The following is a 16,811-nucleotide window of genomic DNA, read 5'->3' as shown; positions in this document are numbered from 1 at the left end:
CGGTCCCTGTCAGCAGCGGAAGACCTGGAGCGTGGCCGCGGTGCGGTCCGGGACGGCTCTGCCCGGGCGTCCGCACACGTCCGCGGTCACCGCGGGCGGCGGGAAGGCCGGGGGCCGCAGGGCCGGCGTGGGCGGGGCGGGGGTGGGGAGGTGGAGACCACCCGCACCCGCGCGGTGCCGGTCCCGGGTACGAAGCGCCTCGGCCGGGTCCTGCGGGTACGGGTGGCCGGCGGGTGCGGCCGTCGGGACGTGCTCGCCGGACGCGGAGACCGGCGTCCGGTCGTACTCATGTGCGGGAGCGAACGCGCGCACGGAGGTGAACAGGGACAGCGCCAGTACGGCGGCGACGACGAGCGTCACCCACCTGCGGGCTGTCCCACCTCGGAACACGCGACCCCCTCCCGGATATCCGAACGTCAAGGCAGAACCAACGATTGGTCAACCATAGGTCAAGCAGCAGATTAGCTGTGCAAAGGTGATCGTCGGGTTAACACAGTGTTTCCTCTGCGAGGAAGCGTGAAAAGTGCGGTCGATTGGCGTGAACGGCACGGTAGGGAGCGCCCGGGTTCCCGGATAGGTAAGGTTAGGCTAACCTTCGTCTCGTGAGATCTGGTGAACGCGCAGGCAGCGCCCCACGTCCGCGCGGTCACGAGCTGTCCGCCGCGCACATGACCGTGTCGTACGACGGTGTCGACGTCGTGCACGACGCGGCCCTCCTCCTGCGGCCCGGCGAAGTGACCGCTCTCGTCGGCCCCAACGGCAGCGGCAAATCGACCCTGTTGCGCACGATCGCCCGACTCCAGGGCGCCCGCGCGGGCACCCTGACGCTCGATCCCGGAACGACCGACGCCGCCGACGGCTTCGACCTGAGTGCCCGTCAGTTCGCGCGCCACGTCGCCCTGTTGACCCAAGGGCGCCCGACACCGGGCGGACTGACCGTGCGCGACGTGGTGGAGTTCGGCCGCTACCCCTACCGCGGGCGCTGGGGGCGCACCGACCCCGACGGCGCCGCCGTGGTGGACCGCGTCCTCGGCCTGACCGGCGTCGCCGAACTCGCCGACCGCGGCGTCGACCAGCTCTCCGGCGGCCAGTTGCAGCGGGTGTGGCTCGCGAGCTGCCTCGCCCAGCAGACCGGTGTACTGCTGCTGGACGAACCCACGACCTACCTCGACCTGCGCTACCAGGTCGAACTCCTCGACCTCATGCGCGATCTCGCGGACGACGGCATCGCCGTCGGCGTCGTCCTGCACGACCTCGACCAGGCCGCGTCCGTCGCCGACCGCATCGCCCTGCTGTGCGCGGGGCGCATCGTCGCCGACGGACCGCCCGAGGACGTCCTGCGCCCGGAGCTCCTCTCCGCGACGTACGGCATCCGCATCGACGTCGACACGGACCCCCTCACCGGCCGACCGCGCACACGCGCGACGGGCCGTCACCACAGCAGAAGCGAAAGGCTCCACAGCACGTCATGAGACGCCTCCTCCTCACCGCGGCCGCCTCCACCGCGGCAGCCCTCGCCCTGTCCGCCTGCGGCACCTCCGAGCCCGCCGACCCCAAGGCCGGCAGCGCCTCCGAGCGCATCACCCTCACCGACGCGAGCGGCGGCACGGTGCGTCTCGACCGCCCTGCCACCAAGGTCGTCGGCACCGAGTGGAACGTCGTCGAGTCCCTGGTCACCCTGGGCGTCGACCCCGTGGGCGTCGCCGACGTCAAGGGCTACACGGCCTGGGACACCGCCGCCCCGCTGAAGAACGCGCCCAAGGACATCGGCACCCGTGGCGAGCCCAGCATGGACACCATCGCCGGACTCACGCCCGACCTCATCGTCACCACGACCGACCTGTCGGCGTCCGCGGTCAAGCAGATGAAGAAGATAGCGCCCGTCCTCCAGGTCAGGTCCGCCGACGGAGCCGACCAGCTCGGACAGATGAACAAGACCCTCGACGTCATCGCCGAGGCGACCGGTACGCAGGACGAGGCCGAGGCCGCCAAGACGTCGTACGAGACCAAGATCGAGGCGGGCCGCAAGGCGTTGAAGGACGCCGGGGCCGGCGGTTCGAAGATCGCCTTCGCCGACGGCTACTCCGCCTCCAACCAGGTCTCGGTCCGCGCCTACACCGCCGGTTCCCAGGTCGGCGCCGTCAACGAGGCCCTCGGCCTGAAGAACGCCTGGAAGCTCAAGGGCGACAAGGACTACGGCCTCGCCACCACCGACGTGGAAGGCCTCACCGGCCTCGGCAAGGACGTGCGGTTCGCCTACATCGGCAACAAGTCCGAGACCGACGTCTTCACCAAGGACCTCGCCGGGAACTCCGTCTGGAAGTCCCTGCCGTTCGTCAAGGCCGGCGAGGTGCACCGCCTCCACGACGGCATCTGGATGTTCGGCGGACCGAAGTCGATGGAGCAGTACGTCGACGCGGTCGTCACCGCCCTCACGAAGTAGCGCCATGGCCGTCACCGCAACCCCCGCCGCCACGCCCGCCCGCACGGCCGCGTCCTCATCGGGCGCGCTCGCGGTGACGGCCGCGCTCGTGCTCCTGGTCGCCGTCCTCGCCGTCGTCGACATCACCCAGGGGACCGCGTCCGTCGGCGCGAGCCAGGTGTGGAAGGCCCTCACCGGCCACGCCGAGGAGGGTGACGCCTCCGTGGTCGTCGCCTCCCGGCTGCCCCGCATGGCCGCCGGGATCCTCGTCGGCGTCGCGCTCGGCGCGGCCGGCGCCGCCCTCCAGGCCGTCAGCCGCAACGTGCTCGCGGCGCCCGACACCCTCGCCGTCAACGCCGGCTCGTACCTGGCGCTCGGCGTCCTCACCGTCACCGGCGTCAGCCTCCCGCTGCTCGCCTCCTCCTCGGTCGCCTTCCTCGGCGGCCTCGCGGCGGCGGCCGTCGTCCTCACCCTCGCCGGGCGCGGCGCCGGGACCGTCCGCCTCGTCCTCGCGGGCAGCGCCCTGACCCTCGGACTCAACGCCGTCACCGAGGCGCTGCTGCTCCTGTTCCCCGAACAGACCGACGGGCTCTACCAATGGGCCCAGGGCAGCATCAGCCAGAACGGTTTCGACGGCGTCGTCCGCATGGGCCCGGTCGTCCTCGCCGCACTCACCGGCCTCGTCCTGCTCGCCCGCCGCGTCGACGCCCTCGCCCTCGGCGACGAAGCGGCGCGCGGCCTGGGCGTGTCCGTCCGCTCCACCCGGGTCACCGCGGTTGTCCTCGCCTCGCTGCTGTCCGCGGCCTCGGTCACGCTCGCCGGCCCCATCGGCTTCGTGGGGCTGTGCGCGCCCGCCCTCGTCCGCCCCCTCGCGCGCCGCGTCCGCCCCCTCGTACGGCACCGGCTGCGCGTCCCCGTCGCCGGGCTCGTCGGCGCGGCGCTCGTGCTCGGCGCCGATGTCCTGCTGCGCGCCGTCACCTCCGCCGAGACCGCGGTGACCGTGCCCACCGGCGTCGTCACCAGCGTCGTCGGCGCCGTCTTCCTCGTCGTCATGGCGGTACGGATGCGCGACGGCGACGCCGCCGCGGCCCCGGAGCGCCTGCGCATCCCGAGCCGGGCCGCGTTCACCGTCACCGTCCTCGTCCTCGGCGCCGTCCTGATCGGCGTGAGCGTCGCGGCGGTCCTCGTCGGCGACAGCACCCTGCTCCTCGGCGACGTCGCCAACTGGGCGAGCGGACAGGCAGGACAGGCCGTCAGCTTCGTCCTCGACACCCGGGTGCCCCGCGTCCTCGCCGCCCTGTGCGCGGGCGCCGCGCTCGCCCTGTCCGGCACGCTCGTGCAGTCCGTGACCCGCAACCCGCTCGCGGAACCCGGCGTCCTCGGTGTCTCGGGCGGCGCCGCGCTCGGCGCCGTCCTGCTCGTCACCACCGCGCCGGGCGCCGGGGCGTGGAGCATCGCCGGGGCGGCGCTCGCGGGCGCCGCGCTCAGCTCCGCGCTCGTCTTCGGCCTTGCGGCGAAGGGCGGTTTCCAGCAGAGCAGGCTCGTCCTCGTCGGCATCGGCGTCGCCACCGGCGCCACCGCGCTCATCAGCCTCCTGATCGTGCTCACCGACCGGTTCAGCGCCACCAAGGCCCTGATCTGGCTGTCCGGTTCGACGTACGGGCGCACCTTCCCCGACGTCCTGCCGGTGGCCGCCGTGCTGGTGCTCGGCACGGCCGTGGCGGTCGCCCGGCGCAGGGAACTCGACCTGGTCTCCCTCGACGAGGACACCCCGCGCCTGCTCGGCCTCGACCTCGCGCGCGGCCGGCTCGGCTTCCTCGCGCTGAGCGTCCTGCTCAGCGCCACGGCCGTGGCCGCCGCCGGCACGATCGGCTTCGTCGGCCTCGTCGCGCCGCACGCGGCCCGCGCCCTGGTGGGCCGCCGGCACGTACGGGTCGTCCCCGTCGCCATGCTGCTCGGGGCGGCCCTGGTAGGCGCCTCCGATCTGCTCGGCCGGACGGTGATTGCCCCGGCGCAGCTCGGCGCCGGAGTGATGACGGCCGTCATCGGGACGCCGTACTTCCTGTATCTGCTGATCCGCAGCCGCCGGTGAGCCGCGCGGGCCCGGGAATCGGCCGACGTCGCCGCGCGTTACAGCCTCCGGCGGCCCGGGAGCAGAACGGACCGTCCGTAACGACGTGGGCAGGGAGTTTCGCATGACCGTGGGAACCGAGAAGGCTGTGCTGGCCGGGGGCTGCTTCTGGGGCATGGAGGACTTGATCCGCAAGCAGCCGGGCGTCCTCTCCACCCGGGTGGGGTACACCGGCGGCGACACACCGAACGCCACGTACCGGCAGCACGGCGACCACGCCGAGGCGATCGAGATCATCTACGACCCGGCGGTCACCAGCTACCGGGAGCAGTTGGAGTTCTTCTTCCAGATCCACGACCCGACCACCCGCGACCGCCAGGGCAACGACATCGGCCGCAGCTACCGCTCGGCCATCTTCTACGCCGACGAGCAGCAGCGCGCCGTCGCCGCGGACACCATCGCGGACGTCGAGGCCAGCGGGCTGTGGCCGGGCAAGGTCGTCACCGAGGTGGCGCCGCTGGGCGACTTCTGGGAGGCCGAACCGGAGCACCAGGACTACCTGGAGCGCTACCCGAACGGCTACACCTGCCACTTCCCCCGGCCGAACTGGAAGCTGCCCAAGCGCGCGGAGTCGACCGCCGACTGAGGACAGCGAGCGATGGTGGTGTGGAGACGGATCGGCCGGGGCGTCCGGCAGGTCCCCGAGCCGTGGGCGACGCCGCTCATCTGGACCGCCGCCTACCTGGGCGCGTTCGCCCTCGTGGGCGTCCTGCACGTACTGGGCTTCCTCGACCGTACGGGCCTCGCGCTGCTGCTGCTCTCGCTGCTGGCCGGGCTGCTCGGCACCCGGGGCCGCCTCACCGCGGCCCCGGGCACCGCGCTCCTGTGCTGGGCGTGCCTGAACATCGTCGGCACCGAGCCGATCGGTGAACTGTCCTGGGCAGGTCACCGCGACCCCGGCTGGATGGCGTGCCTGCTGGCCGCCGCGGTGGTGGGCACGGCCGCGGGCCGGCTGCTGCACGCGCGTGCGGCGTACCACCGCGTGACCCCCTTCGAGGAAGCGGGCTGAGCGCGCGTGACCCGAGACGGAAGGGCCCCGGCGCTTATCGCGTCGGGAGCCCTTCCGTACATCCGCCGTGCGGTCAGGCGCCGCTCGCGTCGAGCATCGCCTCGCGCTCGACGATCTTTACGCGCTCGCGCGCCTGCGGCTCACCGAGGGCCTTCTCGGCCGCGTCGAGCCGGTACCAGCCGTCCCACGTGGTGTAGCGGACACCGCGCTCGCCCAGGAAGGCGTCGACGGCCTCGGGAGCAGGGCTGGTCGGGGTGTGCAGGCGGTCGTTGCCGAAGTCGTCCAGCAGGTTGGCAACCGTCTCGTTGGCGTCGCCCTTGGTGTGGCCGATCAGTCCGATCGGTCCGCGCCTGATCCACCCCGTGACGTACGTGGACCGAAGGTGCTCACCGTTCTCCTGGATCACCCGGCCGCCCTCGTCGGGCACGGTGCCGGTGGCGACGTCCCAGGGCAGCTTGGGCAGCTCGTCCGAGAGGTAGCCCACCGCGCGGTAGACGGCGGTGACGTCCCAGTCGGTGAAGGCGCCGGTCCCCTTGACGTTGCCGGTGCCGTCGAGCTCGGTGCGCTCGGTGCGCAGACCGGTGACCTTGCCGTCCTCGCCGATGATCTCGGTGGGCGACTCGAAGAAGTGCAGGAACAGCTTGTGCGGGCGCTCGCCGATGTCGCGGATCGCCCAGTTCTCCAGGGTCTTGGCGACCATGTCGGCCTGCTTGTTGGCGCGGCGCGTCGCGATCGAGCCCTCGTCGTAGTCGATGTCCTCGGGGTTGACGATGACCTCGATGGTGGGGGAGTGGTCGAGCTCCCGCAGCTCCATGGGGCTGAACTTCGCCTGCGCGGGACCCCGGCGGCCGAACACGTGTATCTCGCGCGCCTTGTTGGCCTTCAGGCCCTCGTGCACGTTCGGCGGGATCTCGGTCGGCAGCAGCTCCTCGGCGGTCTTGGCGAGGATGCGGGCGACATCGAGGGCGACGTTGCCGACGCCGAGGACGGCGACCTTCTCCGCCTCCAGCGGCCAGGTGCGCGGGACGTCCGGGTGGCCGTCGTACCAGGACACGAAGTCCGCGGCGCCGTAGGAGCCGTCGAGCTCGATGCCCGGGATGTCGAGGTGGCGGTCGGCGGTGGCGCCGGTCGAGAAGACGACCGCGTCGTAGAAGCTCCGCAGGTCGTCCAGGTCGATGTCGCGCGGGTAGTCGACGTTGCCGAAGAGGCGGATCTGCGGCTTGTCGAGGACCTGGTGCAGGGCGGTGACGATGCCCTTGATCCGCGGGTGGTCGGGCGCCACGCCGTAGCGGATCAGGCCGAAGGGGGCGGGCATGCGCTCGAACAGGTCGATGGAGACGCCGGGTTCGGTGGCCACTGCGGACTTCAGCAGAGCGTCGGCGGCGTAGATGCCGGCGGGGCCCGCTCCGACAATGGCGACCCGCAGAGGGCGAGGCATGTTCAGATTCCCTTCGAAGGAAAGCGTGGTACTCCCCCCGATCTTAAAGTAAGGCATGCCTTAGTTGGCAGGCGGGTCCGGTCTATGAGCCCATAAGCCGCGGTTATGGGCGGCCATAGGCATGCTTTCGGTGGTGCTTGCTCCGCCGTCACCACCGGCCTACGGTGCCGCGATGGACTCCTTCTCGCGCTCCTGGTCGGCCTTGCGCACGGCGGTCGCCGCTCTGTCCGACGAGGACTTCGCGCGGCCGTCCGGCTGTACCGGCTGGCTCGTCCGCGACCTCGTGTGCCATCTGGTCATCGACGCGCAGGACGTCCTCATCACCCTCGTCACCCCCGCCGACACCGAGCCGACCGCGGACGCGGCCACCTACTGGGACCTCCTGGCCGCGCCTCCCTCGGGCGACGACCCGCTCGACGCGCTGATCCCCCGGCTGGCCGCCGCCTACGGCGAACCGCGGTGGCTCACGTTCCACCTCGACGACGTGGGGTCCGCCGCGGGCCGCGCCGCGCAACTCGCCGACCCCGCGGCACGTGTCGCCACGCAGGGCAAGGTGCTGACCGTTGGCGACTACCTGGCGGCGTACGTCCTGGAGTGGACCCTGCACCATCTCGACCTCGTCGCCCACCTCTCCGGGGCCCCGCAGCCGCCCGCCGAGACCCTGGCCACGGCGCGCGCGTCGCTGGAGACGATCGCCGCAGCCGTGTTCCCGTCGTCGTTCACGGACGCGGAGGCCCTGCTGATCGGCACCGGACGCCGGGCGCCGACCGCCGGGCAGCGGGCCGCGCTGGGTGACCTCGCGGCGAAGATCCCGCTCGTTCTGGGCTGAGACCCTGCCCTCGGCGGGGCACCGCCCGCATATGTTGTCGCCATGACACTTTCTACCGCCACCCCTGGTACAGCCCTGGTCACCGGCGCCTCGCGGGGGCTCGGAGCCGTGATCGCCCGTCGTCTCGCGGCCGAGGGGCACCCGGTGGCCGTCGCGTACCGCTCGGGCGCCGAGGCGGCCGGCGCGGTCGTCGCGGACATCCGGGCGGCGGGCGGGACCGCGGAGGCGTTCGCCGCCGACGTGACCGACGAGGACGCGGTCGCGAACCTCGTCGCGGACGTCGCCGCCGGTCTCGGCCCCGTCACCACGCTCGTGGTCAACGCCACCGGCCCCCAGCCCCTGCTCGATCCGACGGCAGTGACCTGGCAGGACCACCTCGACCAGCTCACCTTCTTCGTCAAGAGCCCCACCCTGTTGATGCGGGCGGTCCTGCCGGGGATGCGGGAGCGAGGCGGCGGTCGCATCGTCCAGATCGGCTCGGACGTGATCGAACGCGTCCTGCCCGAGATGTCGGCGTACACGGCCGCCAAGGCCGCCCAGCACAGCCTGACGGAGTGCTGGGCCCGCGCCCTCGGGCCCGACGGGATCACGGTCAATACCGTCGCCCCTGGCTGGATCCCGGTCGAGCGGCACGTCGACGTCCCCGCCGAGGACCGCGTCGCCTACGCCGCCGAGGTCCCGCTGCGACGGATGGGCGACCCGGACGACGTCGCCGCCGCCGTGGCCTACCTCGTCTCCCCGCAGGCGGCCTTCGTGACGGGGGAGCGCATACGGGTCAACGGCGGTCACACGCTCGGTTAGGGCCGTGCGGCGCCCCGCTCAGTCGAGGGTGTCGGGGTCCGGGCCCGTGCGCAGGCCGCGGTCGGCCGCGGTCAGGGCGTCCATCTCCTGTGCGTCGAGCTCGAAGTCGAGGACGTCGAGGTTCTCCCGGATGCGGGCCTCGGTGACCGACTTGGGGATCACCACATTGCCGAGCTGGAGGTGCCAGCGCAGCACCACCTGGGCCGGGCTCCTGCCGTGCCGCGCGGCGATCGCTGTGACGGCGTCGTCGCCGAGGACGGCGCCCTGGGCGAGCGGGCTCCAGGCTTCGGTGACGATGCCGTGGCGGGCGTGGAAGGCGCGCAACTCCCGCTGCTGGAGCGCCGGGTGCAGTTCGATCTGGTTGACGGCCGGGACCACCGAGGCGTTCTCGAGCAGCCGCTCCAGGTGGGAGGGCTGGAAGTTGGAGACGCCGATGGCGCGCGTGCGCCCGTCGGCGAGCAGCTTCTCCAGGGCCCGCCAGGTGTCGAGGTAGAGGTCGCGGGCCGGGGTCGGCCAGTGGATGAGGTAGAGGTCGACGTGGTCGAGGCCGAGCTTCTCCAGGGAGGCGTCGAAGGCGGCGAGCGTGGCGTCATGGCCCTGGTCGGCGTTCCACAGCTTGGTGGTCACGAACAGCTCGTCGCGGGCGATCCCGGAGTCGGCGAGCGCTCGGCCCACGCCGCGCTCGTTGCCGTAGACCGCGGCGGTGTCGATGCTGCGACAGCCCGCGTCGAGGGCGGTGGCCACGGCGGCGGTGGTCTCCTCGTCGGGGATCTGGAAGACGCCGAAGCCGAGCCGCGGCATGGTGACGCCGTTGTTGAGGGTGGCCGTGGGGATGGTGGGCATGGGGTGGTCCTTGTCGTGCGAGGGTGCCGCGCGGTGGTGTGCGCCAGGGCTTTATAGGCGTCGACAATAATTGCGCACGCGGGTTAATTGCAAACGCGGGCAATGGTGCGGAGGCGTCGCGGTTTCTTCACATCATCGGGACGGTGCGCGCCTCACACAGGGGCAGGCGAACCAGGACGGCCACGCGACCGCGGCCGGAACGTCGATGGGGGCACCTGATCGTGCATACATGTGAGGCGAGCGGCGAGGCGCTGCGCGGCGAAGGCCCGGAGGCCGCGGCCCGGGCCAGGGAGCTGACCCGCGGTTTCCTGCGGGAAGCGGTACCGGACGGTCGCGCGGCGGGCCAGGACGTCCTGCTCGTCGTCTCCGAACTCGTCACCAACGCCGTACGGCACGCCGGGGGCCTCGCGGGTTTCCGGCTCCGGAGCGGCCCCGGGACGGTGGAGGTGTCGGTGCGTGACCACAGCCGCGCCACCCCCCTGACCGGGGACCCGGACCCGACCTGCCCGGGAGGCTTCGGCTGGCCCCTGGTACGCCGGCTCGCCGAAAGCGTCGACATACGTCTGCACACGAGCGGGAAGACCATCACCGCCGTACTGGCACTGTGACCGCACGGCGCCCCGCGCCCGCCGCTCGCCAGCCACACGGGCGAAACACGGACGGAGCGCGGACTGAGCGCCGCAACCGGGGGAAGACGTGCGGGCATGACCGTACTGAGGAAAGCCGCACGTCCGATGCTCGCTTCGGTCTTCGTCACCGGCGGGCTGTCCACGCTCCGCGACCCGGCACGCGTCGCGCCCGCCGCCGAGCCCGTGGCGGTCCCCGTGGCGACGCGCGTACCGCGCCTGCCCGAGGACCCGGAGCAACTGGTCAAGATCAACGCGGCGGTGCAGATCGGCGCGGGGTTGATGCTGGCCACCGGAAGGCTGCCCCGCGTCGCCTCCCTCGCCCTCGCCGGCTCCCTCGTGCCGACGACGATCGCGGGGCACGCCTGGTGGAAGGAGAAGGACCCCGAGCGGCGCGCACAACAGCGGACACAGTTCATGAAGAACCTCTCGCTGATCGGCGGCCTGCTCATCGCCGCCGCCGACACGCACGGCAAGCCATCGGTGGCGTACCGGGCGCGGGGCGCCGCGGCGAGCGGACGCAGTACCGCGCGACGCGCGCGACGGGACGCCGCGCATACCCTGCGAGGGGCGTCCGGAACCGTTCGCACGCTGCCGTCGAGCGCACGCAAGGCCGTCTCCGAGCACCTCTGAGGCGGGCCGCCGACAAGGGAAGGACCCTCCCGTGACCACATTTGTCATCACCATCCCGGGGACGTTTCTGCGCGCCGCGGACGAACGGGCACGGGCCGACATCGCCGCCCGCCTGCGGCCGGCCGACCCGAACCAGACGGAGCTGGGCCGCGAGGAGGACCTCGACCTGCTCACCGTCAACGACGACAACACCTTCAGCATGCGCCTCGAGGTGACCGCGGGCGCCGGTGAGGAAGCCCAGCTCAAGGCCGAGCGGACGGCGGCGGAGGCGCTGCGCGCCGCGGGGTTCTCCTCGGACGAGGCCCCGCTCGGTCCACCGGCCGTGACCGGTATCGACAATCCCGCCTGACGCCGCACCCCCGACGTACCACCGCACAGCCCGGCGCCCGCTCCCTCAGGGACGGGCGCCGCGCTGTCGGCTCGAAGAGAGGCACTCAGGCTCTCAGGCCCACGGCCGCTGCCCGGACGTCATGCCTTCTGCGCGGACGCGGCCAGCTCCTTGAGGTCCACCGTCTCGCCCGCGGCCGGCTCCTGCGGGTGGACCGGCTTCCCGTAGTCACTGAAGGTCGCGGTGCTGGGCTCCTTGCCGCCCGTCGACGTCGTCCGCAGGATGTAGGGCTTGCCCTCCGTGGCCACGTACAGGGTGAGCGTCTCGCCGCCCGCCTTCTTCTTCGTCAGGCGGATCGCCTCCGTGCCGTTGACGGTGGTGGTCGCGCCCTTCTTCATCCCCTTGCGTTCGGACTTGTTCTCGTCCATGGACGAGACGAGCCCCTGCTTGTCGCACAGCCCCTGCGTCATCGAGTCGTCCGCGGGCGTCTTCACCCACTTGTCGGCCACCTTCGGCACGACCTTGCCGCCACCGGGCTGCCCCTTCAGGGCATTGCGCCAGTACTTCTCGTCACCCCGTAAGTACAGCGTCGCGTTCGTGTGCCGCACGTCCGCGCTCGCGCCCCCGTTGCTGATGGTGCCGTCACAGTTCTTGCGCTGGTCCACCGACAGGTCGACGGTGACCGCGGCCCCCGAGGAGCCGGACTGCCGCACGGTCCCCTTCATGTGCATCGAGTCGGCCTCCTGGGTGGCCTTCACCGCGTCGGCGGCGATCTCGTCGGCGCTCTTGCCCGCGAAGGGCTTCTCGTCGCCCGCGTCACTGTCACCGCATCCCGCCACCATCATCAGAGCCGCACCGGCCACCGCGGCCGTCATCGCTCCACGGACCCTCATCGACCTGCTCCTTCCCGAGGACACGAATGGCCCTCCGCTCGTGCCACGGCCGTCGGGGCCGCGGAACGCCCCGCTTACCCGAGGTGTCCTGCGCATCACCGGAAGGACGGTTCCCACTTGTCGCGCCGGCGGCTCCGGGCCGCGGCGGCGTGGCCGCGCGCGCCGCACGTCCGGCGTTTATGGTGGCCGTGCGGCAGACCGGAGACAGCGATGACCTCAGCAAGGAAGTCTCGAAAGACGCACATCGGTCTCGAACAACGCATGTCCCTGACCGGCACGGGCAGTTTCGACTGGGATCTGGACAGCGGCGAGGTCAGCCTCGACGCGAGCGCCCTCGACCTGCTCGACCTGCGCCCCGGCGAGTTCGGCGGTTCGATCTCCTCCCTGCTCCAGCGCATCTCCTCCGAGGAGATCGTGCGCCTCACCTTCGCGGTCACGGAGGCGATCACCTCAGGCGCCGACTGCTACGGCGTCTACTTCCGCGTCCGTCACCGCGACGGCAGGGTGCACCTCGGCCATGTCCGCGGCCGTATCCTGCGCGACGAGGACGGGCGGCCCGTACGCGCCGTGGGAGTGATCAGGCCCGCTTCCGGCGACGGCGAGCAACTGGCGGCCGTCGACCCGGTGGAGGAGCGCCGCCAGGGCATCGCCCTCATGGTGCAGGGCACTACGGACGCCCTCTCCCGGGCCGTCACCGTCGACGACGTGGTGGCCGTGCTCTCCGGGGCCAGCGGCCTCGACCGGTTCGCCGCCGACGGCCTCGTCCTCGGCCTCGTCGAAGGGGACCACCTCAAGCTGATCGCTCTCGTGGGCCAGACGATGCAGGCCCTCGACGAACTGAAGCTGCACAACGTCGACGCCTCGCTCCCGCTCGCCCAGGCCGTCACGACGCGGCAGCCCCGCTTCATGGGCTCGCTGACCGCCTCGGCACGCCACTACAGCCGCCTGGGGCCCTACATCGACCGGATGAAGCTGGACTCGGCGGCGTTCCTGCCCCTGGTCGCGCAGGACCGCGCCATCGGCGCACTCGCGCTCTTCTACCGCGGGCGCAAGGAGTTCACCGACGCCGACCGCAACCTGTGCATCGGCCTGTCCGGCATCGTCGCCCAGTCGTTGCAGCGCGCCATGCTCTTCGACGAGGAACGGGACCTCGCCAAGAGCCTCCAGGCCACGATGCTGCCGCGCGACCTCCCCGAGGTCGCGGACGCCGAGATCGCCGTGCGCTACCACGCGGCCTGGGGCGGACGGGACGTCGGCGGCGACTTCTACGACGTCATCGCCCTGCCCCGCGGACGCATCGGCGTGGTCGTCGGCGACGTACAGGGGCACGACACCCACGCCGCGGCCATCATGGGGCAACTACGCATCGCCCTGCGCGCCTTCGCCGGGGAGGGGCACGCGCCCGCGACGGTGCTCTCCCGCGCCTCCCGCTTCCTCGCGGAGCTGGACACCGAGCGGTTCGCCACCTGCACTTACGCCCAGTTCGACCCCGCCACCGGCATCGTGCGCGCCGTGCGGGCCGGGCACCTGCCGCCCCTCGTACGGCACGTCGGCGGACAGGTCGGCATCCCCCGCGTGCGCGGCGGGCTTCCCCTCGGCCTCGCCACCGAGTTCGGCATGGAGGACTACCCGGAGGTGCGGCTCGACCTCGTACCGGGCGAGACGCTGGTGCTCTGCACGGACGGCCTCGTGGAGGACGCCGGGCTCGATCTCGACACCGGCATCCACAACCTCGCCGAGGTGCTGCGCGAGGGCCCCGAGTCGGCCGAGGGGCTGGCCGATCATCTCTCCGAGGCGCTGTGGGAGCGATGGGGCGGCGGTGACGACGTGGCGCTGCTTGTGCTGCGCCGGCTGCCCGACCCCGGCACCCCGCAGGAGCCGCGCATCCACCGGTACGTCCACCAGGCCGACCCCGAAGGACTCGCCGACACGCGCGCGGCGCTGCGGGAGCACCTCGCGGCGTGGGGGCTCGGCGCGGTGGCCGACGACGTCGAGGTGGCGGCGGGCGAACTCCTGGTCAACGCCCTGGTCCACACGGAGGGCGGCGCGATCCTCACCCTGGAGGTGCTGTCCGGGCCGCCCTGCCGGGTCCGCCTGTGGGTGAAGGACCGCTCCAGCACCCGGCCGCGCAGAAAGGATCCCGGCGAGACCGCCACGTCCGGCCGGGGCCTGCTCATGGTGGAGGCGATCGCGTCCGGCTGGGGCGTGGAGCCGCGCGGCGAGGGCAAAGCCATCTGGTGCGACTTCACCGTGCCGGAGGAGTGACCCTCCCCGGCAGCGGCCGGGGAGGGGGCGCGGATCAGCCGACCGGCGCCAGATCGGTGATCTTCCGCGTGGTCAGATCGGACTGCACCTTGATCTTGGTGGTGTCCGGGTTCTTTCCGTCGTTCCATGTGAGGGTGACCAGAGCCGTGGAATGCCCGGCGCCCGAACCCGTGTAGGTGACGGCCCATTTCACCGGTACGTTCTGCGCGAAGAGGATTCCGTCCGCGTGTTCCCGGGCCTCGAAAGCCGCGACCTTCTTCTGTGCGGCGGCGGACAGATAGAAACCGCGCAGCGCCTTGGTCTGGGCGGCGGATCCCGCGTCCTCGTTGTCCCACACGGCGTCGATGTAGGCACCGTAGAAATGGGCCACCCGGTCGGTGGTGCTGCGCGGGTCGCCCTGCGCCGTGGGGGCCGCCGCGACGCCGCGCTTTCCGGTGTCGGCCGGTCCGGCCAGCGCCGGGGTGACGGCCGCCAGCGTCAGGACCGCGGCGACTCCGCCGGCGGCGAGGAAACGGGTGCGAATGGTTTTGCGCATCGGAAATGCCTTCCCCGTACAACATCTGTGGTCGCCCGGGATGAAGAAGAACCGGGCTCCTTGGTCACAGAGGAAGATGACCGGCGCGCCCCGTCAGTTCCCGGAATTACGAGGAAATTCCTCCCGACATTGTCAATGTGTGGCGGGTCGGAATGGTTGTACGCCAAAAAGAAAAAAACCGGCAAAGGCGCGCGGCTCCCTACTCGATCGGACGCAGATCGGACGTCCCATGGCGCGCCCCAGGCCGCCGCGCACAGTCCCGGCGTAGCGGCCCCGAGGCGGGGCACTCGTCAACTCCCCGACTCCGCAGCGGAGTTGCTTCGCCAACGAAAGGCATGCAGACATGGAGATCTCGGGCATCTTCACCGCGATCGTGATCGGCATCGTGATCGGCGTCCTCGGGCGCCTGGTCCTCCCCGGCCGTCAGCGCATCGGCATCCTGTGGACGGTCGCGGTCGGTATCGTCGCCGCGCTTCTCGGCACGGTCCTCGCCGCCGCGTTCGACGTCGCCGACACCAAGGGCATCGACTGGATCGAACTGATCATCCAGATCGGCCTGGCGGCTGTGGGCGTCGCGGGTCTGGAGCGGCTCAAGGGCCGCCGCTGACCCCGCGCGGACCCGTAAACCAGATGTGCTCCCGGGCGGAGCCCGTTACCGTAGGGCCCATGAACGTCATGGGCCCACGCACCACCGCGACCGCGCGAGCGACCAGCTCGCCGGTTGCCGCCGCCTGACGTTCTTCTCCCACCTCGGCGACCGGAGACGGCCCGCCGATGGTTCCGTGGCAGTTCCTCAGCTCCTCAGCCCGGTTCTCCCGTGTCCCATGCGGTCCGTGTCCGGTGCCTCCCCGCCCTCCGCGAAGGAGCCACCCCATGAACACCGAGACCGTCATCCGTACCTTCGTCGAGTACTACGAGGAACGCGGCCACCACCGCGTCACCGGCTCGACGCTGCTCCCGCCCCCCGGCGACCCCGTCCTCTTCACCACCTCGGGCATGCACCCCCTCACCCCCCATCTGGAGGGCCGACCGCACGAGCACGGGCGGCGGCTGGTCAACGTGCAGCGCTGTCTGAGGACCACGGACCTGGAGGAGGTCGGCGACCCCACCCATCTCACCGTCTTCGAGATGCTCGGCACCTGGTCGCTCGGCGACTACGAGGGCCCGCAGAGCCTCGACTGGGGACACGCCCTGCTCACCGAGGGGTTCGGCATCGACCCCGGCCTGCTCCACGCCACGGTGTTCGGCGGCGACGACCAGGTGGGCCCGGACACGGACTCCCTGCGGGTGTGGGAGGAGCGCGGGGTACCGGTGGAGCACACCGTCGACGACAACTGGTGGTCCAACGGGCCGACCGGACCGTGCGGCCCCGACTCGGAGATCTTCCTCTGGACCGGTGACACGCCCCCGGAGTCGACGCCCACCCGCGACGAACGCTGGGTCGAGGTCTGGAACCACGTGATGATGCGGCACCGCCGACTGCCCGACGGCAGCCTCGTGCCGCTGCCGCAGCGCAACGTCGACACGGGCCTCGGCGTGGAACGGCTCGCCGCCCTGCTCCAGGGCGAACGCTCGGTGTTCGACTGCGACGTCTTCACGCCGTGGCGCCGCACCGTGCCGGACCTGTGGCACCTCGACGAACCCACCTCACGCCTCGTCTGCGACCACCTGCGCTCGGCCATGGTGGTCGTCGGGGACGGCGTACGCCCCGGCACCACGGGCCGCGGCTATGTACTGCGCCGCCTGATCCGCCGTGCCCTCACCGCCTTGTGGCGGGACGACCCCTCGCGCGGACTCGGCGATCTTCCGGGCGAGTTGACGCGGCACACGCTCGACCACTTCCGTCAGTCGGCCGACCCGGACGAGGTGCGCCGCGTCCTGCTCGACGAGGAACGCCGGTTCGCCGGTCTCCTCCGGCGCGGCCGACAGGTGCTGGCCCGGCCGCGCTTCCGCGGCACGCTCGACGAGGAGGACCTGCACTACCTCCACGACACGCACGGCCTGCCCCCGGAGCTGGTACGGAGCCTGCGCGAGGAGGACCCGAGCCGCGTCTCCTAG

General features: G+C 71.9%; 18 protein-coding genes. 13 read left to right on the top strand and 5 right to left on the bottom strand.

From position 1 onward, the window contains the following. Positions 1-9 precede the first annotated feature (9 nt). Positions 10-360: a hypothetical protein gene (locus tag ACIRF8_RS10770; RefSeq protein ID WP_404213163.1), complete on the bottom strand. Its 351-nt coding sequence runs from the start codon at positions 358-360 to the stop codon at positions 10-12. Positions 361-668: 308 nt separating this feature from the next. Here ACIRF8_RS10770 and ACIRF8_RS10765 point away from each other — a divergent pair, with 308 nt between their 5' ends. The 5 genes from ACIRF8_RS10765 to ACIRF8_RS10745 all read left to right on the top strand — a co-directional run bounded on the left by ACIRF8_RS10765 (position 669) and on the right by ACIRF8_RS10745 (position 5,562). Further along, a complete protein-coding gene (locus ACIRF8_RS10765) occupies positions 669-1,472 on the top strand; it encodes an ABC transporter ATP-binding protein (protein WP_404214248.1) in 804 nt (267 codons plus the stop codon). Continuing rightward, entirely contained in the window at positions 1,469-2,443 is a 975-nt protein-coding gene (locus tag ACIRF8_RS10760; protein WP_404213162.1) for an ABC transporter substrate-binding protein, read from the top strand. Before ACIRF8_RS10765 ends, ACIRF8_RS10760 begins: the two co-directional genes overlap by 4 nt. Before the next feature lie 4 nt (positions 2,444-2,447). Further along, positions 2,448-4,514 (top strand): iron ABC transporter permease, encoded by a 2,067-nt coding sequence (locus ACIRF8_RS10755; RefSeq protein ID WP_404213160.1) that lies wholly within the window; start codon positions 2,448-2,450, stop codon positions 4,512-4,514. Between the two features lie 103 nt (positions 4,515-4,617). Then, positions 4,618-5,139: a peptide-methionine (S)-S-oxide reductase MsrA gene (gene msrA / locus ACIRF8_RS10750; RefSeq protein ID WP_404213158.1), complete on the top strand. Its 522-nt coding sequence runs from the start codon at positions 4,618-4,620 to the stop codon at positions 5,137-5,139. 12 nt (positions 5,140-5,151) lie between these two features. Continuing rightward, positions 5,152-5,562, top strand: coding sequence for a hypothetical protein (locus ACIRF8_RS10745; protein WP_404213156.1), 411 nt, complete (start codon positions 5,152-5,154; stop codon positions 5,560-5,562). A gap of 73 nt (positions 5,563-5,635) precedes the next feature. Here the strand turns inward: ACIRF8_RS10745 and ACIRF8_RS10740 are convergent, their stop codons facing one another. Continuing rightward, on the bottom strand, positions 5,636-7,000 hold the full coding sequence (locus ACIRF8_RS10740; protein WP_404213154.1) for an FAD-dependent oxidoreductase: 1,365 nt from the start codon (positions 6,998-7,000) through the stop codon (positions 5,636-5,638). A 172-nt stretch (positions 7,001-7,172) separates the two neighbouring features. Here ACIRF8_RS10740 and ACIRF8_RS10735 point away from each other — a divergent pair, with 172 nt between their 5' ends. Both ACIRF8_RS10735 and ACIRF8_RS10730 read left to right on the top strand, forming a co-directional pair. After that, positions 7,173-7,829 (top strand): maleylpyruvate isomerase N-terminal domain-containing protein, encoded by a 657-nt coding sequence (locus ACIRF8_RS10735; RefSeq protein ID WP_404213152.1) that lies wholly within the window; start codon positions 7,173-7,175, stop codon positions 7,827-7,829. A 42-nt stretch (positions 7,830-7,871) separates the two neighbouring features. Then, positions 7,872-8,630, top strand: coding sequence for an SDR family NAD(P)-dependent oxidoreductase (locus ACIRF8_RS10730; protein ID WP_404213150.1), 759 nt, complete (start codon positions 7,872-7,874; stop codon positions 8,628-8,630). 18 nt (positions 8,631-8,648) lie between these two features. Here the strand turns inward: ACIRF8_RS10730 and ACIRF8_RS10725 are convergent, their stop codons facing one another. Then, entirely contained in the window at positions 8,649-9,473 is an 825-nt protein-coding gene (locus ACIRF8_RS10725) for an aldo/keto reductase (RefSeq protein WP_404213148.1), read from the bottom strand. Positions 9,474-9,694: 221 nt separating this feature from the next. On the opposite strand from ACIRF8_RS10725, the gene ACIRF8_RS10720 reads away from it, so the two are divergent. The 3 genes from ACIRF8_RS10720 (at position 9,695) to ACIRF8_RS10710 (ending at position 11,081) form a co-directional block, all read left to right on the top strand. After that, complete coding sequence (locus ACIRF8_RS10720; RefSeq protein ID WP_404213146.1) at positions 9,695-10,081, top strand: ATP-binding protein; 387 nt, start codon at positions 9,695-9,697, stop codon at positions 10,079-10,081. Between the two features lie 96 nt (positions 10,082-10,177). Further along, positions 10,178-10,732, top strand: coding sequence for a DoxX family protein (locus tag ACIRF8_RS10715; protein WP_404213144.1), 555 nt, complete (start codon positions 10,178-10,180; stop codon positions 10,730-10,732). Between the two features lie 31 nt (positions 10,733-10,763). Then, positions 10,764-11,081, top strand: a complete 318-nt coding sequence (locus ACIRF8_RS10710; RefSeq protein ID WP_404213142.1) for a hypothetical protein — start codon at positions 10,764-10,766, stop codon at positions 11,079-11,081. 119 nt (positions 11,082-11,200) lie between these two features. Here the strand turns inward: ACIRF8_RS10710 and ACIRF8_RS10705 are convergent, their stop codons facing one another. Beyond that, a complete protein-coding gene (locus ACIRF8_RS10705) occupies positions 11,201-11,953 on the bottom strand; it encodes a hypothetical protein (RefSeq protein WP_404213140.1) in 753 nt (250 codons plus the stop codon). 210 nt (positions 11,954-12,163) lie between these two features. On the opposite strand from ACIRF8_RS10705, the gene ACIRF8_RS10700 reads away from it, so the two are divergent. Continuing rightward, the gene (locus ACIRF8_RS10700; protein WP_404213138.1) at positions 12,164-14,218 is read left to right on the top strand and encodes a SpoIIE family protein phosphatase; all 2,055 of its coding nucleotides are present in this window, start codon (positions 12,164-12,166) and stop codon (positions 14,216-14,218) included. Positions 14,219-14,252: 34 nt separating this feature from the next. On the opposite strand, the gene ACIRF8_RS10695 is transcribed toward ACIRF8_RS10700, so the two are convergent. Continuing rightward, positions 14,253-14,753, bottom strand: a complete 501-nt coding sequence (locus ACIRF8_RS10695) for a hypothetical protein (protein ID WP_404213136.1) — start codon at positions 14,751-14,753, stop codon at positions 14,253-14,255. 343 nt (positions 14,754-15,096) lie between these two features. Here ACIRF8_RS10695 and ACIRF8_RS10690 point away from each other — a divergent pair, with 343 nt between their 5' ends. Together ACIRF8_RS10690 and ACIRF8_RS10685 are read left to right on the top strand one after the other, a co-directional pair. Further along, positions 15,097-15,360: a GlsB/YeaQ/YmgE family stress response membrane protein gene (locus ACIRF8_RS10690; protein WP_404213134.1), complete on the top strand. Its 264-nt coding sequence runs from the start codon at positions 15,097-15,099 to the stop codon at positions 15,358-15,360. A 266-nt stretch (positions 15,361-15,626) separates the two neighbouring features. Further along, on the top strand, positions 15,627-16,811 hold the full coding sequence (locus ACIRF8_RS10685; protein WP_404213132.1) for an alanine--tRNA ligase-related protein: 1,185 nt from the start codon (positions 15,627-15,629) through the stop codon (positions 16,809-16,811).

This window comes from Streptomyces sp. NPDC102406, assembly GCF_044765725.1.
In the GTDB taxonomy this organism is placed as follows: Bacteria; Actinomycetota; Actinomycetes; order Streptomycetales; family Streptomycetaceae; genus Streptomyces.
The sequence above is the reverse complement of the archived record's forward strand: the minus strand, read 5'-3'. Positions and strand labels throughout refer to the sequence as shown.

Coding starts and splice junctions, on each gene's coding strand:
- ACIRF8_RS10700 (WP_404213138.1), top strand. CDS start 12,164: ATGACCTCAGCAAGGAAGTCTCGAAAGACGCACATCGGTCTCGAACAA.
- ACIRF8_RS10725 (WP_404213148.1), bottom strand. CDS start 9,473: ATGCCCACCATCCCCACGGCCACCCTCAACAACGGCGTCACCATGCCG.
- ACIRF8_RS10695 (WP_404213136.1), bottom strand. CDS start 14,753: ATGCGCAAAACCATTCGCACCCGTTTCCTCGCCGCCGGCGGAGTCGCC.
- ACIRF8_RS10690 (WP_404213134.1), top strand. CDS start 15,097: ATGGAGATCTCGGGCATCTTCACCGCGATCGTGATCGGCATCGTGATC.
- ACIRF8_RS10715 (WP_404213144.1), top strand. CDS start 10,178: ATGACCGTACTGAGGAAAGCCGCACGTCCGATGCTCGCTTCGGTCTTC.
- ACIRF8_RS10745 (WP_404213156.1), top strand. CDS start 5,152: ATGGTGGTGTGGAGACGGATCGGCCGGGGCGTCCGGCAGGTCCCCGAG.
- ACIRF8_RS10765 (WP_404214248.1), top strand. CDS start 669: ATGACCGTGTCGTACGACGGTGTCGACGTCGTGCACGACGCGGCCCTC.
- msrA (WP_404213158.1), top strand. CDS start 4,618: ATGACCGTGGGAACCGAGAAGGCTGTGCTGGCCGGGGGCTGCTTCTGG.
- ACIRF8_RS10755 (WP_404213160.1), top strand. CDS start 2,448: ATGGCCGTCACCGCAACCCCCGCCGCCACGCCCGCCCGCACGGCCGCG.
- ACIRF8_RS10760 (WP_404213162.1), top strand. CDS start 1,469: ATGAGACGCCTCCTCCTCACCGCGGCCGCCTCCACCGCGGCAGCCCTC.
- ACIRF8_RS10705 (WP_404213140.1), bottom strand. CDS start 11,953: ATGAGGGTCCGTGGAGCGATGACGGCCGCGGTGGCCGGTGCGGCTCTG.
- ACIRF8_RS10735 (WP_404213152.1), top strand. CDS start 7,173: ATGGACTCCTTCTCGCGCTCCTGGTCGGCCTTGCGCACGGCGGTCGCC.
- ACIRF8_RS10730 (WP_404213150.1), top strand. CDS start 7,872: ATGACACTTTCTACCGCCACCCCTGGTACAGCCCTGGTCACCGGCGCC.
- ACIRF8_RS10685 (WP_404213132.1), top strand. CDS start 15,627: ATGAACACCGAGACCGTCATCCGTACCTTCGTCGAGTACTACGAGGAA.
- ACIRF8_RS10740 (WP_404213154.1), bottom strand. CDS start 7,000: ATGCCTCGCCCTCTGCGGGTCGCCATTGTCGGAGCGGGCCCCGCCGGC.